At 73.1% G+C, this 23,996-nt stretch carries 24 protein-coding genes; 11 read left to right on the plus strand and 13 right to left on the minus strand.

Annotated elements, in window-relative coordinates; all coding sequences use genetic code 11:
- Positions 1-90: 90 nt before the first annotated feature.
- Genes ACSLIC_RS18735 through ACSLIC_RS18745 form a run of 3 tightly spaced genes read left to right on the plus strand, consistent with a single transcriptional unit; the run spans position 91 to position 3,493 of the window.
- Positions 91-1,098 (plus strand): carbohydrate ABC transporter permease, encoded by a 1,008-nt coding sequence (locus ACSLIC_RS18735; protein WP_436738858.1) that lies wholly within the window; start codon positions 91-93, stop codon positions 1,096-1,098.
- A complete protein-coding gene (locus ACSLIC_RS18740) occupies positions 1,095-1,994 on the plus strand; it encodes a carbohydrate ABC transporter permease (RefSeq protein WP_436738859.1) in 900 nt (299 codons plus the stop codon). The genes ACSLIC_RS18735 and ACSLIC_RS18740 overlap by 4 nt, the downstream gene beginning before the upstream one ends.
- Before the next feature lie 5 nt (positions 1,995-1,999).
- Complete coding sequence (locus tag ACSLIC_RS18745) at positions 2,000-3,493, plus strand: glycoside hydrolase family 3 protein (protein WP_436738860.1); 1,494 nt, start codon at positions 2,000-2,002, stop codon at positions 3,491-3,493.
- Positions 3,494-3,638: 145 nt separating this feature from the next.
- Here ACSLIC_RS18745 and nagB read toward each other — a convergent pair whose 3' ends face one another.
- On the minus strand, positions 3,639-4,421 hold the full coding sequence (nagB, locus tag ACSLIC_RS18750; RefSeq protein WP_436738861.1) for a glucosamine-6-phosphate deaminase: 783 nt from the start codon (positions 4,419-4,421) through the stop codon (positions 3,639-3,641).
- 616 nt (positions 4,422-5,037) lie between these two features.
- Here nagB and ACSLIC_RS18755 point away from each other — a divergent pair.
- The gene (locus ACSLIC_RS18755) at positions 5,038-6,504 is read left to right on the plus strand and encodes a sensor histidine kinase (RefSeq protein ID WP_436740414.1); all 1,467 of its coding nucleotides are present in this window, start codon (positions 5,038-5,040) and stop codon (positions 6,502-6,504) included.
- Between the two features lie 233 nt (positions 6,505-6,737).
- Here the strand turns inward: ACSLIC_RS18755 and ACSLIC_RS18760 are convergent, their stop codons facing one another.
- Both ACSLIC_RS18760 and ACSLIC_RS18765 read right to left on the minus strand, forming a co-directional pair.
- The gene (locus tag ACSLIC_RS18760; RefSeq protein WP_003950777.1) at positions 6,738-6,995 is read right to left on the minus strand and encodes a WhiB family transcriptional regulator; all 258 of its coding nucleotides are present in this window, start codon (positions 6,993-6,995) and stop codon (positions 6,738-6,740) included.
- A gap of 317 nt (positions 6,996-7,312) precedes the next feature.
- Positions 7,313-8,281 carry a diacylglycerol/lipid kinase family protein gene (locus tag ACSLIC_RS18765; protein WP_436738862.1) on the minus strand — a complete coding sequence of 323 codons (969 nt, stop codon included), beginning with the start codon at positions 8,279-8,281 and terminating at the stop codon, positions 7,313-7,315.
- A 101-nt stretch (positions 8,282-8,382) separates the two neighbouring features.
- Here ACSLIC_RS18765 and ACSLIC_RS18770 point away from each other — a divergent pair, with 101 nt between their 5' ends.
- On the plus strand, positions 8,383-8,808 hold the full coding sequence (locus ACSLIC_RS18770) for a hypothetical protein (RefSeq protein ID WP_436738863.1): 426 nt from the start codon (positions 8,383-8,385) through the stop codon (positions 8,806-8,808).
- Positions 8,809-8,812: 4 nt separating this feature from the next.
- On the opposite strand, the gene ACSLIC_RS18775 is transcribed toward ACSLIC_RS18770, so the two are convergent.
- From ACSLIC_RS18775 to ACSLIC_RS18785, 3 genes are all read right to left on the minus strand, one after another.
- Positions 8,813-9,910 carry an RNA polymerase sigma factor SigF gene (locus ACSLIC_RS18775; RefSeq protein ID WP_436738864.1) on the minus strand — a complete coding sequence of 366 codons (1,098 nt, stop codon included), beginning with the start codon at positions 9,908-9,910 and terminating at the stop codon, positions 8,813-8,815.
- A complete protein-coding gene (locus ACSLIC_RS18780) occupies positions 9,907-10,320 on the minus strand; it encodes an anti-sigma regulatory factor (protein ID WP_436738865.1) in 414 nt (137 codons plus the stop codon). Before ACSLIC_RS18780 ends, ACSLIC_RS18775 begins: the two co-directional genes overlap by 4 nt.
- 218 nt (positions 10,321-10,538) lie before the next feature.
- Complete coding sequence (locus ACSLIC_RS18785; protein WP_436738866.1) at positions 10,539-10,799, minus strand: UBP-type zinc finger domain-containing protein; 261 nt, start codon at positions 10,797-10,799, stop codon at positions 10,539-10,541.
- A gap of 78 nt (positions 10,800-10,877) precedes the next feature.
- On the opposite strand from ACSLIC_RS18785, the gene ACSLIC_RS18790 reads away from it, so the two are divergent.
- Positions 10,878-12,473, plus strand: a complete 1,596-nt coding sequence (locus ACSLIC_RS18790; protein ID WP_436738867.1) for a Na+/H+ antiporter — start codon at positions 10,878-10,880, stop codon at positions 12,471-12,473.
- A 7-nt stretch (positions 12,474-12,480) separates the two neighbouring features.
- On the opposite strand, the gene ACSLIC_RS18795 is transcribed toward ACSLIC_RS18790, so the two are convergent.
- The 5 genes from ACSLIC_RS18795 to ACSLIC_RS18815 form a co-directional block, all read right to left on the minus strand.
- Positions 12,481-13,464: a 1-aminocyclopropane-1-carboxylate deaminase/D-cysteine desulfhydrase gene (locus ACSLIC_RS18795; protein ID WP_436738868.1), complete on the minus strand. Its 984-nt coding sequence runs from the start codon at positions 13,462-13,464 to the stop codon at positions 12,481-12,483.
- A 31-nt stretch (positions 13,465-13,495) separates the two neighbouring features.
- Positions 13,496-14,089: an N-acetylmuramoyl-L-alanine amidase gene (locus ACSLIC_RS18800; RefSeq protein WP_436738869.1), complete on the minus strand. Its 594-nt coding sequence runs from the start codon at positions 14,087-14,089 to the stop codon at positions 13,496-13,498.
- 174 nt (positions 14,090-14,263) lie between these two features.
- Positions 14,264-14,494: a hypothetical protein gene (locus tag ACSLIC_RS18805; protein ID WP_436738870.1), complete on the minus strand. Its 231-nt coding sequence runs from the start codon at positions 14,492-14,494 to the stop codon at positions 14,264-14,266.
- A gap of 177 nt (positions 14,495-14,671) precedes the next feature.
- A complete protein-coding gene (locus tag ACSLIC_RS18810) occupies positions 14,672-15,895 on the minus strand; it encodes a globin domain-containing protein (RefSeq protein WP_436738871.1) in 1,224 nt (407 codons plus the stop codon).
- Positions 15,896-16,051: 156 nt separating this feature from the next.
- Positions 16,052-16,513 carry an RrF2 family transcriptional regulator gene (locus ACSLIC_RS18815; RefSeq protein WP_436738872.1) on the minus strand — a complete coding sequence of 154 codons (462 nt, stop codon included), beginning with the start codon at positions 16,511-16,513 and terminating at the stop codon, positions 16,052-16,054.
- Positions 16,514-16,700: 187 nt separating this feature from the next.
- On the opposite strand from ACSLIC_RS18815, the gene ACSLIC_RS18820 reads away from it, so the two are divergent.
- From ACSLIC_RS18820 to ACSLIC_RS18830, 3 genes are all read left to right on the plus strand, one after another.
- Positions 16,701-18,107, plus strand: coding sequence for a family 2B encapsulin nanocompartment shell protein (locus ACSLIC_RS18820; protein WP_436738873.1), 1,407 nt, complete (start codon positions 16,701-16,703; stop codon positions 18,105-18,107).
- Positions 18,108-19,221: 1,114 nt separating this feature from the next.
- The gene (locus ACSLIC_RS18825; RefSeq protein WP_436738874.1) at positions 19,222-20,265 is read left to right on the plus strand and encodes a family 2 encapsulin nanocompartment cargo protein polyprenyl transferase; all 1,044 of its coding nucleotides are present in this window, start codon (positions 19,222-19,224) and stop codon (positions 20,263-20,265) included.
- Positions 20,266-20,469: 204 nt separating this feature from the next.
- Positions 20,470-21,060: a GNAT family N-acetyltransferase gene (locus tag ACSLIC_RS18830; RefSeq protein WP_436738875.1), complete on the plus strand. Its 591-nt coding sequence runs from the start codon at positions 20,470-20,472 to the stop codon at positions 21,058-21,060.
- A 252-nt stretch (positions 21,061-21,312) separates the two neighbouring features.
- Here the strand turns inward: ACSLIC_RS18830 and sodN are convergent, their stop codons facing one another.
- Positions 21,313-21,708 (minus strand): superoxide dismutase, Ni, encoded by a 396-nt coding sequence (gene sodN / locus ACSLIC_RS18835; RefSeq protein ID WP_003950798.1) that lies wholly within the window; start codon positions 21,706-21,708, stop codon positions 21,313-21,315.
- A gap of 342 nt (positions 21,709-22,050) precedes the next feature.
- On the opposite strand from sodN, the gene sodX reads away from it, so the two are divergent.
- The gene (gene sodX / locus ACSLIC_RS18840; RefSeq protein ID WP_436738876.1) at positions 22,051-22,521 is read left to right on the plus strand and encodes a nickel-type superoxide dismutase maturation protease; all 471 of its coding nucleotides are present in this window, start codon (positions 22,051-22,053) and stop codon (positions 22,519-22,521) included.
- On the opposite strand, the gene ACSLIC_RS18845 is transcribed toward sodX, so the two are convergent.
- Positions 22,458-23,054, minus strand: a complete 597-nt coding sequence (locus ACSLIC_RS18845) for a CGNR zinc finger domain-containing protein (RefSeq protein WP_436738877.1) — start codon at positions 23,052-23,054, stop codon at positions 22,458-22,460. The genes sodX and ACSLIC_RS18845 overlap by 64 nt on opposite strands.
- 95 nt (positions 23,055-23,149) lie before the next feature.
- Here ACSLIC_RS18845 and ACSLIC_RS18850 point away from each other — a divergent pair, with 95 nt between their 5' ends.
- The gene (locus tag ACSLIC_RS18850; RefSeq protein WP_436738878.1) at positions 23,150-23,962 is read left to right on the plus strand and encodes a class I SAM-dependent methyltransferase; all 813 of its coding nucleotides are present in this window, start codon (positions 23,150-23,152) and stop codon (positions 23,960-23,962) included.
- Positions 23,963-23,996: the final 34 nt, after the last annotated feature.

The raw sequence follows: 23,996 nt of genomic DNA on the forward strand, positions 1-23,996 counted from the left end.
GGGCCCCACGATCACCGCGGACGGGACCCGCCTCACGCGGGTTCCGTCCGTCCCCTTGCGGTGCAGAACAGGAAACGGAAGGTCAGCCACGTGACTGCCGCCGAGACTCAGGCCGCCGACCCGCCGGCCGCCATACCGAGCGCTCCCCTCGACAAAGGGACCCCACCACCGGCGGGCCCCCCGCCGCACCCCGGGCCGCCGAGACGGAAGAAGGGCGCGCTGCTGCCCTACCTCCTGATCCTCCCGGCGGTCATCGCGGTCGCGGCCGTGTACGCCTTTCCGCTCGTCAAGTCGGTCATCATGTCCTTCCAGGACATGGGCCGCCGCGAACTCTGGTCCGGGAACACCCCGCCGTGGGTCGGCCTCGACCAGTACACGGCCATCCTCGGCGACAGCGAGTTCTGGTACGTCGTCGGGCGGACGGTGCTGTTCATGGCCGTCTGCGTCACCCTCACCATGGCGATCGGGCTGCTGCTCGCGCTGCTGATGACGCGGCTGACCACCTGGGTGCGGATCGTGCTGACCGTGGCGCTGATCGCCGCCTGGTCGATGCCGCTGATGGTCGCCGCCTCCATCTTCCGGTGGCTCTCCGACTCCGACTACGGCCTGGTCAACACCCTGATCGCCAAGGTCGTCGGGGAGGACTTCCTCGGCCACAACTGGTTCCTCGACCCCTGGCAGGGCTTCGGCGTCATCACCGCCCTGGTCGTCTGGGGCGCCGTCCCCTTCGTGGTGGTCACCCTCTACGCCGCCCTCACCCAGGTCCCCAAGGAACTGGAGGAGGCCGCCGCCCTCGACGGCGCGTCCGCGGCCGGGATCTTCCGCTTCGTCACCTGGCCGGTGATCAAGCCGGTCTTCGTCATGGTCACCACCCTCTCGGTGATCTGGGACTTCAACGTCTTCGGCCAGATCTGGCTGCTGCGGGGCAACAAGCCCGAGCCCGAGTACGAGACCCTCGGCCTCTACTCCTTCTCCAAGGCGTTCTCCTCCACCTCGTTCAGCCAGGGCACTGCCATCGCCCTCATCACGGTCGTGCTGCTGTCCGGCGTGGCCGTCTACTACCTGCGCCAGCTGATGAAGACGGGAGAGGTCGAATGAGCACCGCGACGAGGACGCCCCTGGCGGGTTCCCCCGCGGCCGAGGCCCCCGAGCCCCAGGCCATCCGCCCCGACCGGAAGAAGACCCGGCTCGGTTACCACATCATCGCGCTGGTCACCGCGGCCGTCATGGCCTTCCCGGTCTACTGGCTGATCGTCAGCGCCCTGCGCCCCAACCACGAGATCCGGTCCTACGACCAGACCCTGTGGCCCTCGTCGATCACCTTCGACAACTTCGCCCGCGCGGTGAAGCAGGACAACTTCGTCACCGCGATCCAGTCCAGCCTCGTCGTCTCCCTCACCGCCGTCGTCGGCGGCATGATCATCGCCACCCTGGCGGCGCTGGCCATCGGCCGCTTCCGCTTCTTCGGCCGCCGCGCCCTGCTGATGGTCCTCATCCTGGTCCAGATGCTGCCGCCGACCGCGATGCTCATCCCCATCTACGCCCAGCTCAACGCCATGGGCGGGCTGGACGAGTACTGGGGCCTGATCGTCGTCTACCTGGTCTCCACGCTGCCCTTCGCGGTGGTGATGATCCGCGGCTTCGTGGTCAACATCCCCGTGGAGCTGGAGGAGTCCGCGATGGTGGACGGCTGTACCCGGATGGGCGCCTTCCGCCGGGTCATCTTCCCGCTGCTCGCCCCGGGCCTCGCCGCCGCGTCGATCTTCGCGCTGGTCAACGCCTGGAACGAGTACCTCTTCGCGTACATCCTGATCAACGACAACTCCAAGTACACGCTCAACGTGTGGCTGATGACCTTCACCACCGAGCGCGGGACGGACTACGGCGCGCTGATGGCCGCCTCCACGATGATCGCCCTCCCGGTCGTCGTCTTCTTCATGATCATCCAGTCCAAGATGGCGGCCGGCCTCACCTCCGGCGCCGTGAAGGGATGAGCACCATGACCGCCCAGCCCACCACCGCCCCCGGCGACCAGCTCACCCGCGACGCCCTCGCCGTCCTCCAGCCCGGCTTCACCGGCACCGAGGCCCCCGAGTGGCTGCTGCGGCAGATCCGCGCGGGCCTGGCCTCGGTCGGACTCTTCGGCCGCAACATCACCTCGCCCGGCCAGCTCGCCGCACTCACCGCGCAGTTGCGGGCCGAGCGCGAGGACATCCTCGTCGCCATCGACGAGGAGGGCGGCGACGTCACCCGCCTGGAGGCCGTCGGCGGCTCCTCCGTGCCCGGCAACCACGCCCTCGGCGCGGTCGACGACCCCGGCCTGACCCGGGCCGTCGCCCACGAGCTGGCCCGCCGGCTCGCCGACTGCGGAGTCCACCTCAACTGGGCGCCCTCGGCCGACGTCAACTCCGACCCCGACAACCCGGTCATCGGCGTCCGCTCCTTCGGCTCCGACCCGGAACTGGTGGCCCGCCACACCACCGCCTACGTCGAGGGCATGCAGTCCGCCGGCGTCGCCGCCTGCACCAAGCACTTCCCGGGGCACGGCGACACCGCGGTCGACTCGCACCACGCCCTGCCGACCGTCGAGGTCGGCGCGGACGTCCTGGCCGCCCGCGACCTCACCCCCTTCCGGGCCGCCGTCGCGGCCGGGTCCAAGGCGGTCATGAGCGCCCACATCCTGGTCCCGGCGCTCGACCCCGACCGGCCCGCCACCCTCAGCCGCCGCATCCTCACCGGCCTGCTTCGCGAGGAACTCGGCTACGAGGGGCTGATCGTCACCGACGGCATGGAGATGCAGGCGATCTCCGCGACCTACGGCATCGAGCACGGCAGCGTCCTCGCCATCGCCGCGGGCGCCGACGCGATCTGCGTCGGCGGCGGCCTCGCCGACGAGCAGACGGTGATCAGGCTCCGGGACGCCCTGGTCCGCGCCGTGCGCTCCGGTGAACTGGCCGAGGAACGCCTCGCCGACGCCGCCGCCCGGGTCCGCGCGCTGGCCGCCTGGACCACCTCCACCCCCCGCGCGACGGGGGAGCGCACCCCGGACATCGGCCTCGTCGCCGCGCGCCGGGCGCTGGAGGTCACCCGCACCGAGGGGCACCGGGCGCTGACCCCCGCCCCGCACGTGGTCTCCTTCGCGCCGGTCGCCAACATCGCCGTCGGCGCCGAGACCCCCTGGGGCGTCGCCGCCGAGCTGGCGGCCCGGCTCCCCGGCACCACCTCCGCCTCGTACACCGAGCAGGACGGTGGGGAACTGGCCGCCCGCGTCCTCGGCGAGGCGGGGGAGCGGCGGCTGGTCGCCGTCGTCCGCGACGAGCACCGGCACCCGTGGATGGCCCGCGCGCTGGACGCGCTCCTCGCGGCCCGCCCGGACACCGTGGTGGTCGAGATGGGCATCCCGCAGTCCACCCCGCGCGGCTCGCTGTACGTGGCCACGCACGGCGCCTCCCGGGTCTGCGGCCAGGCCGCCGCCGAGGCCGTCACCGCCTGACCCCGGGGCCCGGGCACACGCGGCCCCCGCCCGGACCGCGCCCGCCCCGCCACCCCGGGGGCGGGCGCGATCGTCCCCCGGGAACGCGACGAGCCCGGCCGGAACGTTCCGGCCGGGCTTGCTTCGAGTACGGAAGGCCCGTCCTCTAGAGCCCCTGCCACGCGGGCTTGGTGGCGTAGGTGTCCCGGAAGTACGGGGCGAGCCGCAGTTTGGAGGCGGCCGCCTCGTCCACCACCACGGTCGCGTGCCGGTGGAGCTGGAGCGCCGAGGCGGGCACCACCGAGGCGACCGGGCCCTCCACCGTGTCGGCCACGGCCTGCGCCTTGCCCTCACCGGTGGCGAGCAGCACCAGGTGGCGGGCGTCCAGGATGGTGCCGATGCCCTGGGTGATGACGTGGTGGGGGACCTCGTCCAGGCTGTCGAAGAACCGGGCGTTGTCCCGCCGGGTCTGCTCGGTCAGCGTCTTGATCCGGGTGCGCGAGGCGAGCGAGGAGCACGGCTCGTTGAACCCGATGTGCCCGTCGGTGCCGATACCCAGGAGCTGGAGGTCGACGCCCCCGGCCGCGCCGAGCGCCGCGTCGTACGCCTCGCAGGCGGCCTGGACGTCCTCGGCGGAGCCGTCGGGCCCCATGAAGGAGGCGGCCGGCAGGCCGAGCGGCTCGACGACCTCGCGCAGCACCACCGAGCGGTACGACTCGGGGTGGCCGGGCGGCAGTCCCACGTACTCGTCGAGCTGGCAGATCCGGGCCCGTGAGGCGTCCACCGCGCCCTCGGAGACCTTGGTGGCCAGCGCCTGGTAGACGGGCAGCGGTGTCGAACCCGTGGCGACTCCGAGCAGGGCGTCGGGCTTGCGCCGCAGGAGGGCGCCGATGGCGTCGGCGATCAGCTCGCCGCCCGACCTGGCGTCCGGAACGATGACAACTTCCACGCGTGGCCTGCCGATCTGTGGTGGGACAGCTGGTATAGACCAATCTAACAGAGGGGGGATCTTTCCGGGGTCTGCCTCGCGCCCCGCGCCGCGCCGCCTCGCGCCCCCGCCGGACCCGGTGCCGGCGAGGGTGAACCACCCCGCCGCCCGGTCCGTGTGGGAGATAGGGGGCGGCGGGGTGCGGACGCGGTGCCCCTGCCGTGAACTGCTGAACAGAACATCGGCCGCACGCATGGACAGGGCGAATGGTCTAGTCCACAATGGCGACGTGAAGCCTCCGCCCTTCCCGCACAGAAGGGCGGACCGGGGACCCGGCACTCTCTGCCCTGACTGTTCCGGTTCCCCCTGACCGGCCACGGGACCGCACACCCGACGGCCGGTGGTTGCTCCGGGCTGCGGTGCCGGGTGGGCTGAGGGTCCCACCCAGGCGCCGCGGCCCGTGGGTGTCTGAGGGGGCGCGATCCTCACGGACGCGCAGCGGCCTCCATCCAGGCCTACCGGGACCGAGGCCACCGTGAGCGCCCGCCCTGATACGCCGGGACGCGGGGACCGAGGTCCGGCCCGGCCCCCGGGAGGCCCCCGGCGTCCGCCGGGTACGCTCGCCGGTGTGCCGTCCATGAACGAACTCGTCCGCCAGCACACCGCTCTAGGTGACACCGACCTGGAGTGGCTCCACCTGCTGGTCTCGGAGTGGCAACTCCTCTCCGACCTCTCCTTCGCCGACCTCATCCTGTGGGTCCCGACCCGGGACGGCACCCGCTACGTCTCCGTCGCCCAGATGCGCCCGAACACGGGCCCGACCTCGTACCAGAACGACATGGTCGGCCACCTCGTCCCGCGCGGTCGGCGCCCCATGCTCGACCTGGCCCTGGACGAGGGCCGCATCGTGCGTGAGGGCGACCCGGAGTGGCGCGAGGAGGTGCCGGTACGGGTCGAGTCCATCCCGGTCTGCCGCGAGGGCCGCATCCTCGGCGTCATCGCCCGCAACACCAACCTGCTGACCGTGCGCACCCCGAGCCGCCTGGAGCTGACCTACCTCCAGAGCGCCTCCGACCTGGCGCAGATGATCGCCGCCGGCGCCTTCCCCTTCGCCGACCAGCAGGGCGACACCGACGTCTCCCCGCGCGCCGGAGACGGTCTGATCCGCCTGGACGCCGACGGCATCGTCCAGTACGCCTCCCCGAACGCCCTCTCCGCGTACCACCGGCTCGGCCTCGCCGCCGACCTGGTCGGCCACCACCTCGGCCAGACCACCACCGAGCTGGCGCCGGCGCGGGGCGCGGTCGACGAGGCGATGGTCAAGCTGGCCAGCGGGTACGCCCCGCGCGAGGCGGAGGTCGAGGGGAGTGACGGCGTCATCCAGTTGCGGGCCATCCCGCTGCGGCCCAAGGGCACCCGCATCGGTTCGCTGGTCCTCCTCCGGGATGTCACGGAACTGCGCCGTCGTGAGCGTGAGCTGATGACCAAGGACGCCACCATCCGGGAGATCCACCACCGGGTGAAGAACAACCTCCAGACGGTGGCCGCACTGCTGCGGCTCCAGGCCCGCCGCATCGAGTCCGAGCGCGGCCGGGAGGCACTGGTGGAGGCGGTCCGCCGGGTCGGCTCGATCGCCATCGTCCACGAGACGCTCTCCCAGAACCTCGACGAGCGCGTGGAGTTCGACGAGATCGCCGACCGGGTCCTCGCGATGGTCGCCGAGATCTCGCCCGGCCGGGTCGAGGGCCGGCGTACCGGCCGGTTCGGCATTCTCGACGCCGAGGTGGCCACCCCGCTCTCCATGGTCCTGACCGAAGTCCTCCAGAACGCCCTGGAGCACGGCTTCGGCCCCGGCGACACCGGCGAGGTCGAGGTGTCGGCGGTCCGCGGCGGCACCCGCAAGGACGCCCGGCTGCTCATCACCGTGCAGGACGACGGGGTGGGCCTGCCCGAGGGTTTCGACGCCCACACCGCGGGCAACCTGGGTCTCCAGATCGTCCGGACCCTGGTGGAGGGCGAGTTGGGCGGCACCTTCGACATGAACGCCGCTCCCGGGGGCGGCACCCGCGTCCTGCTCGACATCCCGGTCCGCGGCGACCTCTGAGCGCCCCGGCCGCCGGGTCTGCGGGCGCCTTCGGTCACCCGGGGGCGCCCGAGGCGTTCAACCAGCGTGCGGCGTCCGCCCGTTACACGCCCCGGAATGCGCCGAGCCCCCGGACCCTGATGGGGTCCGGGGGCTCGTTTCAGTCTTCGAGCGCATCCGAGGGTACTGCGCGCTGCGTTTCAAGGGCGGGGTGTGCGCACACGTCGTACGCGCCGCCGGCCAGGCTCTGGGTGTCAGGCGCTCGCGTTGCGCGCCCGGTTGCGGGCGGCGCGGCGCTTCATCGCGCGGCGCTCGTCCTCGCTGAGGCCACCCCAGACGCCGGAGTCCTGACCGGACTCGAGCGCCCACTGCAGGCACTGCTCAGCAACGGGGCAGCGACGGCAGACGGCCTTGGCTTCCTCGATCTGCAGCAGCGCAGGACCGGTGTTGCCGATGGGGAAGAAGAGCTCGGGGTCTTCCTCGCGGCAAACGGCGTTGTGACGCCAGTCCATGGCTGCTACCTCTCCGTGGTGTTACATGCAAGTTGCTTGTGAATGTGAACGCTTTCACGAAACCCTCAACAGGTGAAGGCCGACAGCCAGATGGACTGGTGTGGGTCCGACTTTGAGGAGGGGTTCTGACTCTCAGCGGAGGCCGGTGTTGCGGGCCGTCCCGAGTGCCATGTAGAGATTCCCAAACCTCGGCAGCGGATACAACCCCTTCCGGGAACTTTTTTTGGATTCCTCGGTGTCGACTAGGTCACAGCCGTACTTCCATGGGGTGGACCCTGGTCTAAACGTTCGAGTGAAAGGACTTTCGCCCTTTCCGCTCACACAATCACACGCAGTGCACGGCGAACGCCTGCGAACGTCACGCTGGTACGCAGTCCCAGGTGGTCGCCGTCCATCTGGAAGGGCAGCGGAGCCTTCGAATGCAAGGTGAACGCGGTCAGGTCATGCCGTGACAGGGCGTGACGACCGCGAGGTCCGCGCTCGGGGCTCGACGCCAGCAACTGCGTGCCGTAGCGGGCCACCGCCATGGTGGAGAGCCTGCTCAGGCCGAAGATGTCCAAACCCGTGTCGAAGGAGGCGCGGGGCGAGGCGTATATCGGGCGGTTGCCCAGGTAGGTCCAGGGCGCGGTGTTGCAGACGACCGAGAGGACCAGGTCGTCGACGGGTTCCTCGCCCGGCTGCTCCAGGGTGATCAGGCCGTGCCGGCGGTGCGGCTCGCCGACGAACTGGCGCAGCACCTGGCGGACGTAGAGCGGGTGGGTGGAGCGCCGGCCGCGCTCGCGGTGCTGTTCGACCCGGCCGATCACGCCGGCGTCGAAACCCAGTCCGGCGGTGAAGGTGAACCAGCGGCCGGGGACCGCCTCGTCCTCGGAGCCGGGGGTGCCGCTCGCCAGACCCAGGCTGACCGTGCGCTCGCTGCCGGTGCGCAGGGCGTCCAGCAGGGCGCCGGTCGCCTCCACCGGGTCGTTGGGCAGCCCCAGCGCGCGGGCGAAGACGTTGGTGGAGCCGCCGGGGACGACGGCGAGGCCGGGCAGCCGTTCGGGGTCGGGGCCGTCGTGGAGCAGGCCGTTGACGACCTCGTTGACGGTGCCGTCGCCACCGAGGGCGACCACCATGTCGACGTCGGCGCTGGCCGCCGCGAGCCGTCCGATGTCCCGGGCGTGGCCGCGGTACTCGGTCGTCACCGCCTCCAGCTCGACCTCGCTGGCCAGCGCGTGGATCAGCACGTCCCGTGTACGGGCACTTGTGGTGGTGGCTGCCGGGTTGACCACGAGGAGTGCGCGCATGCTTTGCAGAGTACCCAGCGACGGGCGCCCGGCTCACCCCGGTCCGTCTGCGCGGGGCCCCGGGGAGGGCTCCGCCAAAGGAGCGGCGCTACCCTGCTGGGGTGAGTACTGAGCAGACCCCCACCGACCCGGGCCCGAGGCCCAACCGGCTCACCGTGGCCGCCGCCATCGCGGCGGTGGAGGGTCTGGCGCTGGTCGTCGTCGGCCTCGTCCTCGCCGTCCGCGCCCTGCTCGGCGACGGGGAACTGCGCTCGGCCCTGACCGGCGGCCTGACCCTGATCGCGCTCGGCGTCATCCCGCTGGCCGCTGCCCGCGGGTTGCTGGCCCGCCGCAGCTGGAGCCGCGGGCCCGCGATCATCACGCAGATCCTGGCGCTGCCGGTGGCCTGGCAGTTCCTCCAGGCCGACAGCGTCCTCATCCCCGGCGGCATCGCGCTCGCCGTGATCGCGGTCAGCGGGCTGGTGCTGCTGGTCAATCCGGCGACCACCATCGACCTCGGCATCCGGCCGCCCGGCGCCGAACGCTGACCGCCTACTCCTCCACCAGGAGCTTCTCGCGCAGCTGCGCGAGGGTCCTGGCCAGCAGCCGGGAGACGTGCATCTGCGAGATGCCGACCTCCTGGGCGATCTGGGACTGGGTCATGTTGCCGAAGAAGCGGAGCAGCAGGATGCGCTTCTCGCGCGGCGGGAGGTCCTCCAGCAGCGGCTTGAGCGACTCCCGGTACTCCACGCCCTCCAGCGCCTCGTCCTCCGAGCCGAGCGTGTCGGCGACGGCCGGGGACTCGTCGTCGGTGTCGGGGACGTCCAGGGAGAGCGTCGAGTAGGCGTTGGCCGACTCCAGGCCCTCCAGCACCTCCTCCTCGGAGATGCCCAGTTTCCCGGCCAGCTCGTGGACGGTCGGCGAGCGCCCGTGCAGCTGGGAGAGCTCGGCGGTGGCCGAGGTGAGCGAGAGCCGCAGCTCCTGGAGGCGGCGCGGCACCCGCACCGCCCACCCCTTGTCGCGGAAGTGCCGCTTGATCTCGCCGACCACCGTGGGCGTGGCGTAGGTGGAGAACTCCACGCCGCGCTCCGGGTCGAACCGGTCGACCGACTTGATCAGGCCGATCGTCGCCACCTGGGTCAGGTCGTCGAGCGGCTCGCCGCGGTTGCGGAAGCGGCGGGCCAGGTGCTCGACCAGCGGCAGGTGCATCCGGACCAGCCGGTTGCGCAGTTCCGCGTACGCGGGGCCGCCGGCCGGAAGGGTACGCAGCTCGATGAAGAGGGCGCGGGCCGCGCTGCGGTCGTGCGGGTCGGGGCGGTCCACCGGGGCGCCCGTCGCGGGCGCCTGGTCCTTCTGGTGCTCCGGCTGCTCGGCCTGCCCGCCCGGCCGGTCGTCCTGGTGCTTGTCCTCGGTCATTGGTCCCGCCTGCTCCGCGACATCCCAGGGGCCGTGCGCAGCCCGTCCGTCCTTCCCGCCCGGGGCGCGGGGCGGCGGCCGCTCCACGCCCTCGGGGTGCTGCCGGGCCTGCTGCTGCCCCGGGAGGTTCCCTGGGGCGGCGGCGGGCCGGGCGGCCGGTCGGTCCCCGCCGCCGGTGGCGGGGGGACTCCAGGTGCTGTGCGTCTCCTCGGGCACCGGTTCCCCGTCCCTCACGCCGGACCAGGGCCCGCGCCGCGTTGCTTGTGCAGGCTGATCGAGACGGTCTTGTCCTCGGCGACCGAGGAGTCGACCTTGCCCGCGAGCGCGGAGAGCACCGTCCAGGCGAACGTGTCCCGCTCGGGGGCCTTGCCGTCGGTGGTGGGTGCCGACACCGTCACCTCCAGTGAGTCGTCGATCAGCCGGAAGACGCAGCCGAGGACTGAGCCCGGCACGGCCTGCTGGAGCAGAATCGCGCACGCCTCGTCCACGGCGATGCGCAGGTCCTCGATCTCGTCGAGGGTGAAGTCCAAACGCGCCGCGAGGCCGGCCGTGGCCGTCCGCAGCACCGACAGGTAGGCACCCGCTGCCGGCAGCCGGACTTCCACGAAGTCCTGGGTCCCGGGCTCGCCTGCGATAGGGGACACCCTCACCTCCAAGGTGGTACAAGCACTTTCGGGGCTCCGGGGAGGAGTCCCCGGGGCGCGCCACGTTCCAGCCGTGACGCTACCGCGCCGTGGAGGTCCGTGTCCCAGGACCCCCGCCCCCGCGCCTCACTCATAGTAAGCATACTTATACACAGGGTGGCTAGGGGTCTGCGGGGCTCAATTGGAAAGTCCGGGCGCCGGGTTGACGTACCCAGCGCTCAGGCGATCGAACCGTCCGCGTAGCACCAGCGCCACGACTCGCCCGGCTCCGCGCTGCGCATCACCGGGTGGCCGCTCTGTCGGAAGTGGGCCGTCGCGTGCTGGTGCGGCGAGGAGTCGCAGCACGCCACATGGCCGCAGTGCAGGCACTTCCGCAGCTGGACCGGATTGCTCCCGACGGCCACGCACTCCAAGCAGGTGTCCGCCGACGGGGCGGGCTCGGGGTGCGGCAGTTCGTCGACATGGGGGCATTTGTTCATGATGGGCAGGTTAACGCGGCTTCTGTGGCCTCCGTCGTGGTCCGCCGCCCGCCGCCGGGAAGGACGGGGCCACCCGCCATGGACGTACTGCCGCTGCTGCTCCTGGTCGCGGGCAGCACCGCCGTCGCGGGAGCGAGCCGGCGGACGGCGGTCCCCGCGCCGCTGCTCCTGGTCACCGCCGGCCTGCTCGTGTCGTACCTCCCGGGCGTGCCCGCCTACACGCTCGACCCGGAGATCGTGCTGCCCATGGTGCTGCCGCCGCTGCTCCACACGGCCGCCATGGACAGCTCCTACCTGGACCTGCGGGCCCAGCTCCGCTCCGTCGCGCTGCTCTCGGTCGGCTACACGCTCTTCGCCGCGCTCGCCGTCGGCTGGGCCGTCCACCTGATCGTGCCCGGCCTGCCGCTCACCGCCGCCCTGGTCCTCGGTGCGGTCGTCGCGCCGCCGGACGCGGTCGCCGCCACCGCCGTCGCCCGGCGGGTCGGGCTGCCCTCACGCATCACCACCATCCTCCAGGGCGAGTCCCTGGTGAACGACGCCACCGCCATCACCGCCTACCGGGTCGCCGTCGCCGCAGCCGTGGGCGAGAGCGCGGGGCCGCTGCACGCCGGCGGAGAGTTCCTCGTCGCCTCACTCGGCGGTGTCGCTGTCGGCCTGGTCCTCATGGTGCCGCTCCAGTGGCTCCGCACCCACCTGCGCGAACCCCTGTTCAAGAACACCCTCTCGCTGCTCATCCCGTTCGCCGCCTACGCGCTGGCCGAGTACGCCGGCGCCTCCGGGGTGCTCGCCGTCGTGGTCGTCGCCCTCCATCTCGGCCACCGCTCCTGGCAGGTCGACTTCGCCACCCGGCTCCAGGAGGAGGCGGTCTGGAAGATGGTCGCCTTCGTCCTGGAGTCGGCCGTCTTCGCGCTGATCGGCCTCCAGCTGCCGCTGGTCGTCGGCGGCCTCGGCGACTACCGCGCCGGCCAGGTCCTCTGGTACGCCCTCGCGGTCTTCCTGGTGGTGGTCGCCACCCGGTTCGTCTGGACCTACCCGGCCGTCGGCCTGCCCCGGCTGGTCTCCCGCCGCATCCGCGCCCGCGAACCCGACCCCACCTGGAAGGGCCCCTTCGTCGTCGCCTGGGCCGGGATGCGCGGTGTCGTCTCGCTCGCCGTCGCCTTCTCGATCCCGCACACGGTCCACGAGGGCGGCCCCTTCCCGTACCGGAACCTGATCCTCTTCTTGACCTTCACCACCGTCATCGGCACCCTCGTGGTGCAGGGCCTCACCCTGCCCGCCCTCACCCGGCTGCTCCGCCTGCCCGGCCGCGACACGCGCGCGGAGACCCTGCTGGAGGCGCAGGCGCAGAGCGCCGCCTCCGAGGCCGCCGAGCGACGCCTCGACGAGTTGCTCGCCGATCCGCGCAACGCCCTCCCGGAGCCGCTCGCCGCACGGCTCCGGGCCGTGCTGGAGCGCCGCCGCAACGCGGTCTGGGAGCGCCTGGGCACCGTCAACCCGGAGACGGGGGAGAGCGCCGACGACACCTACCGGCGGCTGGCCCGCTCCATGATCGCCGCCGAACGCCAGGTCTTCGTCGCCTTGCGGGACGGGCGCCACATCGACGACGAGATGCTCCGCGACCTGTTGCGCCGCCTCGACCTGGAGGAGGCGGCGGCCTACCGGGGGGAGGAGTGAGGGGGCCTCAGGGGGCAAACGGGCGGCCGGTGACCACTGCCGCCAGCGCCGTACCCCGGCGGAAGCGGCCACTCGCCGCCAGTGTGGCCAGGCCGTGCAGGAGTTTGGCGACATAGGTGCGTTCCACGGCGAGCCCGTGCCGCTGCTCGAAGGCGGTGGCGAACTCCTCCAGTTCCGGGCTGGTGCGCGCGTAACCGCCGTGGTGGAAGCCGTCCTCGACGGTCCACCGGCCGCGTTCCCGGCCGAACGCCGTCCGCTGGTGCGCCGCCACCTCCGCGCCGAGGAAGCCGCCCTTCAGTACCGCCACGCCCACCGCTTCCTGCTCCGAGGCCAGCCCAGCCGCCAGGCCGGCCAGGGTGCCCCCGGTGCCGCAGGCGACGGCGACCGCCGGCACGCTCCGGCGCAGCGCGGCCAGCTCCTCGCCGAGCACCGCGCACGCCCGGACCGCCGCATCGTCCGAGCCGCCCTCGGGCACGACGCGCACCGGCAGCCCGGGGCCCGCGGCCTCGGCCACCAGCACGTCCCGGACGGCCGGGTCGCCCTTGAGCCGGTACCGGGAACGGCTGACGAAGACCAGCCGCATGCCGTCGGCGCGGCACCGGGCCAGAGAGGCGTTGAGGGGCCGGCCGGCCAGTTCCTCGCCCCGGACGACGCCGACGGTGGGGAAGCCGAGGAGCCGCCCGGCCGCCGCCGTCGCCCGCAGGTGGTTGGACCAGGCCCCGCCGAACGTCACCACCGTCCGGTGGTCGGCCGCGTCGAGGACCGGCGCGAGCTTGCGCCACTTGTTGCCCGGGATGTCCGGGTGGATCAGGTCGTCCCGCTTCAGCAGCAGCCGGACCCCGTACCGCTCGAAGGCCGGTTCGCGCAGTTCCTGCACCGGTGAGGGGAGCAGCGGACGCGGCGGTTCACGGTGCGTCCGGCCGTCCCGGGCACGGGGCACGGGGACCAGCGGCAGGGGGTCCGGCGGTACGGGGCCGGGGTGGGCGTTCACCCCTCCATTGTCGGCCCGGCCGTCACGCCCCTCACTTCAGGCGGCCCTTGATGCGCTCGCGCATCACCGCCATGGTGAAGCCGCGCGGGTCGATCTTGCCGGGCTGCCACTCCAGGTGGCCGATGACGGACCGCTCGTTCCAGCCGTGGACGCGGCAGACCGCGGCCGAGACCTTCTCGATCGCGTCGAGCTGGGCGCTGGTCCAGGGGTCCTTGCCGTCGCCCATGTTCTCGCACTCGAAGCCGTAGAAGCGGGCGTTCCCGTCGGTGTTGGCCTCGTTGACCGGGGGGTAGACGGCGCGTTCGGCGATGACCGCGGCGAGGACGTCGTCGTCGCCGAGCCCGGCGTGGTTGGCCCGGCCGTAGCCGACCAGGTGGACCCGGCCGTCCTTGGTGATGACGCCGTGGCAGAGGGGGCCGGGCAGCTCCGCGTGGCCGTTGCGGCAGATCTCGACGGTCCGGGCGCTGCCGGAGGTGACCGTGTGGTGGATCATCACGCCGTGCACGGGGCCCCAGGCGCCCTTGCTGTTGCGGTTGTGGCTGCGCCAGCTGCCCACCTCGACGACGGTGACCCCTTCGTCCTTGAGCGCCTTGAGGAACCTCTCCGCTGACATGGGTGGGGCCATGCCGCCTCCTTCGGGTGCGAAGCGGCGCCCGCCCGGTGCGCGGGCACCTCGTCTGGATCGCTTCGTACCCGGAATGGGAGTCCGTCAAGACCGCGCGACGCCCACAGGACGTTTGTGCGACGCGATCCGGCCAGCGGGGGCGTGGTGTCCGCCGGCGCCGCCCCCGCCGGACCGTCAGCGCAGCCCCTGCTCCCCGTGGGTGGCGACGTGCTGCTCCAGGGCGCGCAGGGCGTCCTGGGTGGCCCGGGGGTCACCGCCCTGGCGCTGCTCGGCGTAGTAGGCGGAGCCCAGTTTCTTCAGCAGGTCGGCACCGGCCCGCTGCACCTGCACCTCGTCGAGCTTCTGCTTGCCCTGGGCGAGGCCGCGCTGGGCCTGTTCCTTGGCGCGGTCGAGGAATCCAGCCATGGTCCGTGCTCCTTCTGTCCTGGGTGCCCCGCCCCGGGGCCCCGGTCTCCGCGAGGTGCGGGGCCGCCGCCCGGGCCGACCGTGGACCGGGCGGCGGCTTCCGTCCGGTCCAACGGCCCGCGCGCACCGGTGGTTCCCGGTGAGTCCGCCCGGCCTGGCCGGTGGCGGGGCGGGAGGTCAGGCGGCGCTCTCGGCCGAGGCCAGCCACAGGTCGGGCCCGAACACCTCGTAGTGGATGTCGGCGGGGCGCACCCCCTGCTCCAGGAGCTGTTCGCGGACGGCGCGCATGAACGGCAGCGGTCCGCAGAGGTAGGCCCGGGTGCCGGGGGCCAGCGGGACCGCCTTGAGGTCGACCCGGCCGGTGAGCGCGCCGGGTCCGGCGGTGGGCTCCTCGTACCAGAAGTGGGCCTCGGCGTCGGTGAGCCGGCCGGTCAGGTCGGTGTGGAGGGTGCGCAGCGGGTGGGTGGCGGGGGCGCGGTCGCCGTGCACCACGGTGACGTGGCCCGCGTAGGCGCTGTCGGCCAGTTCGCGGAGCATGGCGACGACCGGGGTGCAGCCGATGCCCGCGGAGGCGAGCAGGAGCGGGGCCGGGCGGCCGTCGGCGCCCGGGGTGCGGTCGAGGACGAGGTCGCCGTAGGGCGCGGAGAGGTGCAGCACGTCACCGGTGCGGGTGCGGGCGTGCAGGTGGCCGGAGACCTCGCCCTCCGGGCCCGGACCGCCGGGCACGCGCTTGACCGCGATGGTCCGCTCGTCGCCCTCGGGGGCGCCGGTGAGCGAGTACTGGCGGATCTGCCGGGCGCCGTCGGGCAGTTCGACCTGTACGGAGACGTACTGCCCGGCCCGGAAGGGGGCGGCGGGGCGGCCGTCGGCGGGGCGCAGCCGCAGGACGGCGACCTCGGCGGTGTCGTCGCGGCGCGCCACCACCTCCCAGGGGCGCCAGGTCCCGCCGGCCAGGGCGTTCTGCTCGGCCATGAGGCGCTCCTCCTGCGTGGCCAGGGCGTTGGCCATCAGCCAGTACACCTCGTCCCACGCCTCGGCGACCTCGGGCGTGACGGCCTCGCCGAGCACGTCCGCGATGGCGGCGAAGAGGTGCTGGTGGACCAGGGCGTACTGGGCGCGGGTGACGCCGAGCGAGGCGTGCTTGTGGGCGATCCGGGCGAGCATCGCGTCGGGGCGGCCGTCCGGGTGGTCGAGCAGGTGGCCGGCGAACGCGGCTATCGATCCGGCGAGCGCCTGCCGCTGGGTCCCGGCCGCCTGGTTGCCGCGGTTGAACAGGTCCCGCAGCAGCTCCGGGCGGTCGGCGAAGAGCCGGTCGTAGAACTGCCCGGTGATCTCGCCGATCGCCGCGCCGACGGCGGGCAGGGTGGCGCGGACGGTGGCGGCCGATCGCTCGGTGAGCATGGGGCTCCTTGAGATGAGGTGAGGTGGGACGGATGGGTGACAGGTGGTCCGTGGCCCACGCCCGGTTTAAATTGGTTTCTGATACTCCAATTTATCGTCGCGCGGGGGCGGGCGGAGTGGCCGTGGCGGTTCCGCCGGGGTGCGCCCGAAGGGGCGTCAGGTGTCGTCAGGGGCCCGGCTGCGGGCGATGGTGAGCAGGACGGGGCCGGCCGGGGCGGCCGCGAGGGTGCCGACGGTCAACGGGTCCAGGGCGGCGAAGAAGGCCTCCTGGGCCTGCTGGAGGGCGCCGCGCAGCCGGCAGGCGGAGCGCAGCGGGCACGGCTCGGCGCCCTCGCACTCCACGACGTCGCCGGTGCCCTCCAGTTCGCGCACCAGGGCGCCGACGGAGGCGGATCTTCCGGCCGCGGTGAGGGTGAGGCCGCCGCCGCGTCCCCGGCGGGCCTCGATGAGGCCGAGGTGCTGGAGCCGGGCGACCGCCTTGGTGGTGTGGGTGTACGGGACACGCATCCCGGCGGCGACCTCCCGGGTGGTGGGCAGGTCGTCGGTGGCCTTCGGGTCCTCGACGGCGAGCCGCATGAGGACGCGCAGGGCCAGATCGGTGAAGCGCGTGAGCCGCATGGCCGCAGCCTAGGAAACTTGCACGGTTGATGCAACTTAAGGCTCTCGCAGGGAGATGTTCGAAAGAAACAGCAAGCTGCCCCGCCGGGGAGTCGATCATTCCCACTCGTTTGTGTAATGGCGCGACCGCTCTGGGTGATGGAAGTCTGGGCGCCGAGTTCAGTGTTTGATCGGGAGGACAATTTCAATGTCGGTAGGCGAAGAGATCCGCGCGGAGCAGGCCACACCCCAGCAGAGTCTGGCCACCTCCGCCGCGCGGAATCTGGCCACCACCACCAAGTCCGTGCCGCAGATGCAGGAGATCAGCTCGCGCTGGCTGCTGCGCACGCTGCCCTGGGTGGATGTGCAGGGCGGTACATACCGGGTCAACCGCAGGCTCAGCTACTCGGTCGGCGACGGCCGGGTCACCTTTGTGAAGACCGGGGACCGGGTCCAGGTCATCCCCGCGGAGCTGGGCGAGCTGCCCGCGCTGCGGGACTTCCAGGAGCAGGACGTCCTCGGAGAGCTGGCCTCGCGCTGCGAGCAGCGCGAGTTCGAGGCCGGTGAGACGCTCGCCTCCTTCGGCAGCCGCACCGATGCCGTCTTCCTCCTGGCGCACGGCCGCGTCGAGAAGATCGGCACCGGCCCCTACGGCGACGACTCCGTCCTCGGCGTCCTCGCCGACGGCGCGTACTTCGGCGAGCAGGCCCTCACCGACCCGGAGGCCATCTGGGAGTACACGGCGCGCGCCGCCACCCACTGCACCGTCCTGGTCCTCCCCGGCGACCAGGTCGCGCAGGTCGCCGAGCGCGCCGAGCCGCTCGCCGCCCACCTCCGGCAGCTCCGCGCCCTGCCGCAGCAGCGGACCAACAAGTACGGCGAGGCGCCCATCGACCTCTCCGCCGGCCACGTCGGCGAGGCCGTCCTCCCCGGCACCTACGTCGACTACGAGGCGTCCCCCCGCGAGTACGAGCTGAGCGTCGCCCAGACCGTCCTGCGCATCCACAGCCGCGTCGCCGACCTCTACAACCAGCCGATGAACCAGACGGAGCACCAGCTCCGGCTGACCGTCGAGGCGCTCAAGGAGCGCCAGGAGCACGAGCTCATCAACAACCGCGAGTTCGGCCTGCTCAACAACTGCGAGTACGACCAGCGGCTCCAGCCGCACGACGGCGTGCCCGGCCCGGACGACATGGACGAACTCCTCAGCCGGCGCCGGGGATCGAAGCTCTTCCTCGCCCACCCGCGCGCCATCGCCGCCTTCGGTCGTGAGTGCAGCCGGCGCGGCATCTACCCGGAGTCGGTGGAGATCGCCGGGAACCGCCTCCCGGCCTGGCGCGGCGTCCCGATCTACCCGTGCAACAAGATCCCGGTCACCGAGGCCCGCACCAGCTCCATCATCTGCATGCGTACGGGCGAAGAGGACCAGGGCGTCATCGGCCTGCGGCAGAGCGGCATCCCGGACGAGATCGAGCCCAGCCTCTCGGTCCGCTTCATGGGGATCAGTGAGCAGGCGATCATCTCCTACCTGGTGACGACCTACTACTCGGCGGCGGTCCTGGTCCCGGACGCCCTCGGAGTCCTGGAGAACGTCGAAATCGGCCGCTGGCACTGAGCGGTCGCTGATCGCTGATGAACCGCACCCACCACGGTCCGCCCAGCCGGTCGTCCGCCCAGGGCGGCGGGCCGGGGGCCGCGGCGCCGTCCGCCGCCCTGGGCCAGGTTGGTGGCGGGCTCAGGGCCACCGTTCTGCGGGTCGGCCGGTGGGCTTTGACCGTGCCGCTGCGGCTGCTCTGCACCACCCTCGCCCGCCTCCTGCCCGGCACCCGGCCGGGCGGGGGCGGGCAGGAGGCCGGGGCCGCCTGGCCCGGCGGCCTGCCCCCACCTCGGGGACCCGCCCCAGGAGAGGGTCGACGCCCCGCCCTGACTCCGGCCCGGCGGAAGGCCCCCTCGCCCTACTGCGCCATGCCGCACGTGCCCCGCCTCGCCCGTTGCCCGCACCGGCCGCCACCGGCGCCCCGGCGGTTGGGGCGCAGGTGAGGACAGCAGTCCTGCCCGGCCGGGGCGGGGCCCTGCTCGCGCGCCGCCTCGTTCCGGGGCGCGGGAGAGGACGGGGCTGAACCCCTGGAGCCCGGCCCGGGATAGAGCCGACGCACGGGGGCGCGGACGGGCGCGCGCGTGCGGGCGAAGTGCGGGGAGCCGAGAAGGCCCCCGGGGAAGCACCGGTCGTGTGCGGGCGTGCCGACGCGCGGGAGCGGAAGGCGAAAGTGGAGCGCGGGCCGGTCCGCCGGACGCCTGGCGGGAGTTCCGGTGGGAGACGGGGCCAGGGCGGAGCGCGGGGCGACGGGGCTGCCCGGCGCCGGAGCGCCGGGCCGTGACCAGGCGCGGGGAGCAGCAGTTCCCACGGAGGGGTCGGCCCCACGGGTCTTGCGTCATCCGGCGCTGGACGGGACCGGCGTCCGGGCGTGTGGAGACATGTCGTCGTGTCGTTGTACGAGGCCCGTTCGTGGGCAGGAACCCGGACGGGGCCGTCGCTGTGGCTCAAGGCCGAAGGGTGTCGCGCGTTCGGCGCGGACCGCCGGGTCCGGGCCGATGCCGGCATGCGACCCCCGAGTGCCGGTGGCGGCCGTATGGGGGCGGGGCGGGAGGCGGTCGCCGGTGCGGCGGCCGGACGGCGGGACGGACAGCGCGACGGGCGGAACCGGGGAGAAGGGGAGAAGGGAACACCGATGACGCACACCACGCAGAGCAGAACCGACAGCCACGAGGCGGCGGAGATCCTGGACGAGGCGAGGGCGGTGGTCGGGCCCGAACTGCGCCGCGCGGTCGACACGCTGCCGGCGCCGGTACGCCGCGTCGCCCGCTACCACTTCGGCTGGGAGGACGCGGCCGGGGCGGCCACCGGGGCCAACGGCGGAAAGGCGGTACGACCGGCGCTGGTGCTCGCCGCCGTGCACGCCCTCGGCGGACGGCCCGAGCGTGCCCTGCGCAGTGCCGCCGCCGTCGAACTCACCCACAACTTCACCCTGCTCCACGACGACGTCATCGACCGCGACCGCACCAGGCGGCACCGGCCCACCGCCTGGACCGTCTTCGGTGACGCCGACGCGATCCTCGCCGGGGACGCCCTCCAGTCCCTCGCCCAGCAGTGGCTGGCCGAGGACCCGCACCCGCGGGCGGCGGCGGCCGTCGCCCGCCTCGCCCGTTGCGTGATCGAGCTGTGCGCCGGCCAGCACACCGACTGCGCCCTGGAGGACCGCGCGCCCACCGAGGTCTCCCTCGACGAGTGCCTGACCATGGCGGAGTCCAAGACCGGCGCCCTGCTCGGCTGCGCCTGCGCACTCGGCGCGCTCCACGCCGACGCCGAACCGGACCGGATCGCCGCCCTCGACGCCTTCGGACGCGAGGCCGGACTCGCCTTCCAGCTCATCGACGACATCATCGGCATCTGGGGCGACCCCTCGCGCACCGGCAAACCCGCGGGCGCGGACCTCACCGCACGCAAGAAGTCGCTGCCGGTGGTCGCCGCCCTCACCTCCGGTACGGCCGCCGGGGAGGAACTGGCGCAACGGTACGCAGGTCCGCCCGAGCCGGGCGAACTGGCCCGCACCATCGCCCTGGTGGAGGCGGCCGGCGGGCGGGACTGGGCGCAGGCCGAGGCGGCCGACCGGATGGGGCGCGCCGTACAGCAGCTCTCCCTGGCCGTCCCCGATCCCGCCCGGGCGGGAGGACTGCTCTCGCTGGCCGAGTTCGTCACACGCCGCTCCTACTGATCCCGTGCCGCCTCCCGGCCGGATGCGGCCTGAACCGCACCCCCAGGCCCCGTCGATGGCCTACCCTGCAACGGGCATGCACTGCAAGGGGGTTGACGACCACCGCCAGGTGCGGGGCCGAGGGGGCGCACCGGGCGGCAACGGGCGCCCGGGCGAACGCCGGACCGCCCGCGCGGGCGGGGGGAGTGAGGAGCGGCTGTGGGAGTGGCGACGCGTACGGCGGAGGCCGCCGACCGGGACCGGGTGGCGGCCCTGCTCGACACCGCCTTCCACGACGACCCGGTGAGCGGCTGGGTCTTCCCCGAGGAGGAGCACCGCCGCGCCGTTCACGGGATCTTCATGGGGTGCTTCCTCGACGCGGCGCTCACCGAGGGGCGCGTCGACCTCCTGGAGGACGGTTCGGCCGCCGCCCTGTGGCTCTCCGTGCCGGCCGGGGAACCGGAGGAGGACGACGACATGCCCGCCCGGATGCGGCGCACCGCCGACCCCGGCAACGAGCGCGCCGAACTCGTCGGCCGCCTCACCGGCGCGATCCACCCCACCGGGCGCGCCCACGCCTACCTGCTGCTGATCGCGGTCGCCCCGGACCGGCAGGGCGCGGGGCTGGGCACCGCCCTGCTCGCCCCCGTCCTGGAGCGGTGCGACCGGGACGGCCTGCCCGCGTACCTGGAGGCCAGCAGCGCCCGCAGCCGCGCGCTGTACCTCCGCCTCGGCTTCACCGACCACGGAGAGCCGCTGCGGCTGCCGGACGGCCCCCTCATGTGGCCCATGTGGCGGGAGCCCGCGACGGGCTGACGGGTGGGGCGGCGGTCCGTCGCCAAGGCGCCCGCCCCGTCGCCGTGTTCGCCGCGGCGGAGAAGGCCGCCGAGGAGCGCCGCGGGCGCCGAGGCCCGCCGCCTCCCGCCCCTTCGCGTACGTCCGACAGCGTCCCCGAACGACCGCACCCGGTCCGCGCTGGACGCCGTGTTCGGCGGTCTGCGGGCCGGGTGCGGACAGAGCTGGGCGGCCTGACCCGCGAAACCGCGGGTCAGGCCGCCCAGTCGGAGATCAAGCCTTCTTGGTCTCCCAGAAGATGCGGTCGATCTCGGCGATGAGGTCCAGGGCCTTCTGGCCGGTGGCCGGGTCCGAGGAGCCCTTGGCGGCCGAGAGGGCCTTCAGGGTGTCGTTGACCAGCTGGTGCAGCTGCGGGTAGCTCTCGAAGTGCGGCGGCTTGAAGTAGTCGCTCCACAGGACCGAGACGTGGTGCTTGGCCAGCTCGGCGCGCTGCTCCTTGATGACGATGGCGCGCGTCTGGAACTGCGGGTCGTCGTTGGCCTGCATCTTGTCCTGGACGGCCTTGACGGACTCCGCCTCGATGCGGGCCTGGGCCGGGTCGTACACGCCGCAGGGCAGGTCGCAGTGGGCGCTGACCTTCACCTTGGGGGCAAACAGGCGGGAAAGCATGAGGTGCGGTCCTTCCTCGTGATCGTCTTCTCGCAGGTGAGACTACTCGGTGTGAGACGGGTTTTCTCGGTCGCCCCCGGGGGCCTAGGGCCTATCCGGCGGATCTTCGTGGGCCTGCGACGCCTGGCACGCACTCTCGCCGTACGCCCAGATCACCCGAGTACGTCCAGTACGAGGGAGATCCGGGCGCACACCGAGAGCACGCACCAGACGCCGCAGGCTGTTCCACGAAGATCCGCCGGACAGGCCCTAGGGCGAAAGGACGGGGTGAGACTGGGACCGGGGGCGTGCCGTCCCGCACGCGGACGGGTAGGCGAGTGAGGCGGATGGAAGGGCGAGAAGGTGGCGATGAGACGAGGTGCGGCGGGGGCCGCCGAGGCGGCGCGCGAGCGGCGTGGCAAGGGGCGGTTGGGCGTGGTCGAGGTGGACGGGCCGTCCATGGTGCCGACACTCGAGCACGGCGACTGGCTCCTGGTCCGGTACGGCGCCCGCGTCCGCCCGGGGGACGTGGTGATCCTGCGCCACCCCTTCCAGCAGGACCTGCTGGTGGTCAAGCGCGCCGTGGAGCGCCGGGAGGGCGGCTGGTGGGTGCTGGGCGACAACGCCTTCGCGGGTGGCGACAGCACGGTGTACGGCGTGGTCCCTCCTGCCATGGTGCTGGCCCGGGTCACCGCCCGGCTGCGGCCGCGCGGGACGGCCGGCCCCGGGCGTGAGCCGGTGCGCGGCGTGCGGGCGACGCTCGGCTGGGCCTACTCGGCGGTGCGTCCGGTCCGCTCGGACGTGTCGCTCTCGCGGCGCTTGCGGGCGCGGTAGGCGGCGACGTTGGCGCGGGTCGCGCACCGGTCCGAGCAGTAGCGCCGGGAGCGGTTGGTGGAGGTGTCGAGGTAGGCGTTGCGGCAGGGCGCCGCCTCGCAGACGCCGAGGCGGTCGGCGCCGAACTCGGTGAGGTGGAAGGCGAGTCCCATCGCGGCGATGGCGGCGTACCCGCTGGTGGCGTTGGAGGGATGGTCGGCGAGGTGCATGTGCCAGTCGGGGCGGCCCTCGGCGTCGAGTTCGCCGTGGCCGGAGATCTGCGGGCTCACCGGGAACTCCAGCAGCAGGGCGTTGAGCAGGTGCACCGCCTGCTGCTGGTCGCCGTCGGCCGCCGCCTCGAAGACCGCGCGGAGCCGGCCGCGTACCGAGCGGAAGCGGGTGACGTCCGCCTCGGTGGCGCGGCGGGCGGCCTGGGTACTCGACCCGAAGAGGGCGCGGACCGCGTCCACGGAGGTGAGCGTGTCGGTGCCCCGCGCCGGTTCCTCGCTGTTGACCAGACGCAGGGCGTAATCCGAGTAAGAGGCGAGTTCCACTTGTAGTCCTTACGGGCTCGGTCTAGGGTCGGCCGGAGGGGGCGGATGTAATGGCTAACTCCGCCCTCAGGGTATTACTCTACGGAGGAGTTCGGATGACGGACGCAAAAACGGCGCCAGCCGGTACCGCCGACGCGGGCGCGGTGCGGACCGGCGCCACCCCGGGGGCCGACTGGGCCGCCTGGCAGATCAGCTGGGACCAGCAGCAGGAGTGGTACCTCCCCGACCGCGAGGAACGCTTCCGCGTCATGCTCGACATGGTCGAGGCGCTGGCCGGCCCCGAACCGCGCGTGCTCGACCTCGCCTGCGGTACGGGAAGTATCACGGACCGGCTCCTCAAGAGGTTCCCGAAGGCGCAGAGTACCGGCGTCGACCTGGACCCGGCGCTGCTCACCATCGCCGAGGGCACCTTCGCCGGGGACGGCCGGGTCACCTTCGTCACCGCCGACCTCAAGGACCCCCACTGGCCGGCGTTGCTCCCGCACGACAGCTACGACGCTGTCCTCACCGCCACCGCCCTGCACTGGCTGCACAGCGAACCGCTCGCCGTGCTCTACGGCCAGATCGCCGGGATCGTCCGCGACGGCGGCGTCTTCCTCAACGCCGACCACATGCCCGACCCCGCCACCCCGCGCCTCAACGCCGCCGAGCGTGAGCTGCGCCACCGCAGGATGGAGGAGGCCAAGGCCGAGGGCGCCGTCGACTGGTCCTCCTGGTGGCAACTGGCCGCCGCCGACCCGGTCCTGGCCGGGCCGGTCGCCCGCCGCTTCGAGATCTACGGGGAGCACGCCGACGGCGACACGCCCCCCGCCGAGTGGCACGCCCGCACTCTGCGTGAGGCCGGCTTCGCGGAGGCCCGCACGGTCTGGCAGTCGCCGTCGGACGCCATGGTGCTCGGGTTGAAGTAGTCGCGGGGGCGGTGCGCAACGCCGCGGGGGCGGT

Origin of the sequence: Streptomyces sp. BBFR102 (assembly GCF_051397025.1) — a bacterium.
Classification (GTDB): domain Bacteria; phylum Actinomycetota; class Actinomycetes; order Streptomycetales; family Streptomycetaceae; genus Streptomyces.

Coding starts and splice junctions, on each gene's coding strand:
- ACSLIC_RS18740 (WP_436738859.1), top strand. CDS start 1,095: ATGAGCACCGCGACGAGGACGCCCCTGGCGGGTTCCCCCGCGGCCGAG.
- ACSLIC_RS18745 (WP_436738860.1), top strand. CDS start 2,000: ATGACCGCCCAGCCCACCACCGCCCCCGGCGACCAGCTCACCCGCGAC.
- ACSLIC_RS18755 (WP_436740414.1), top strand. CDS start 5,038: ATGAACGAACTCGTCCGCCAGCACACCGCTCTAGGTGACACCGACCTG.
- ACSLIC_RS18760 (WP_003950777.1), bottom strand. CDS start 6,995: ATGGACTGGCGTCACAACGCCGTTTGCCGCGAGGAAGACCCCGAGCTC.
- ACSLIC_RS18765 (WP_436738862.1), bottom strand. CDS start 8,281: ATGCGCGCACTCCTCGTGGTCAACCCGGCAGCCACCACCACAAGTGCC.
- ACSLIC_RS18785 (WP_436738866.1), bottom strand. CDS start 10,799: ATGAACAAATGCCCCCATGTCGACGAACTGCCGCACCCCGAGCCCGCC.
- ACSLIC_RS18790 (WP_436738867.1), top strand. CDS start 10,878: ATGGACGTACTGCCGCTGCTGCTCCTGGTCGCGGGCAGCACCGCCGTC.
- ACSLIC_RS18800 (WP_436738869.1), bottom strand. CDS start 14,089: ATGGCCCCACCCATGTCAGCGGAGAGGTTCCTCAAGGCGCTCAAGGAC.
- ACSLIC_RS18805 (WP_436738870.1), bottom strand. CDS start 14,494: ATGGCTGGATTCCTCGACCGCGCCAAGGAACAGGCCCAGCGCGGCCTC.
- ACSLIC_RS18810 (WP_436738871.1), bottom strand. CDS start 15,895: ATGCTCACCGAGCGATCGGCCGCCACCGTCCGCGCCACCCTGCCCGCC.
- ACSLIC_RS18815 (WP_436738872.1), bottom strand. CDS start 16,513: ATGCGGCTCACGCGCTTCACCGATCTGGCCCTGCGCGTCCTCATGCGG.
- ACSLIC_RS18820 (WP_436738873.1), top strand. CDS start 16,701: ATGTCGGTAGGCGAAGAGATCCGCGCGGAGCAGGCCACACCCCAGCAG.
- ACSLIC_RS18825 (WP_436738874.1), top strand. CDS start 19,222: ATGACGCACACCACGCAGAGCAGAACCGACAGCCACGAGGCGGCGGAG.
- sodN (WP_003950798.1), bottom strand. CDS start 21,708: ATGCTTTCCCGCCTGTTTGCCCCCAAGGTGAAGGTCAGCGCCCACTGC.
- ACSLIC_RS18850 (WP_436738878.1), top strand. CDS start 23,150: ATGACGGACGCAAAAACGGCGCCAGCCGGTACCGCCGACGCGGGCGCG.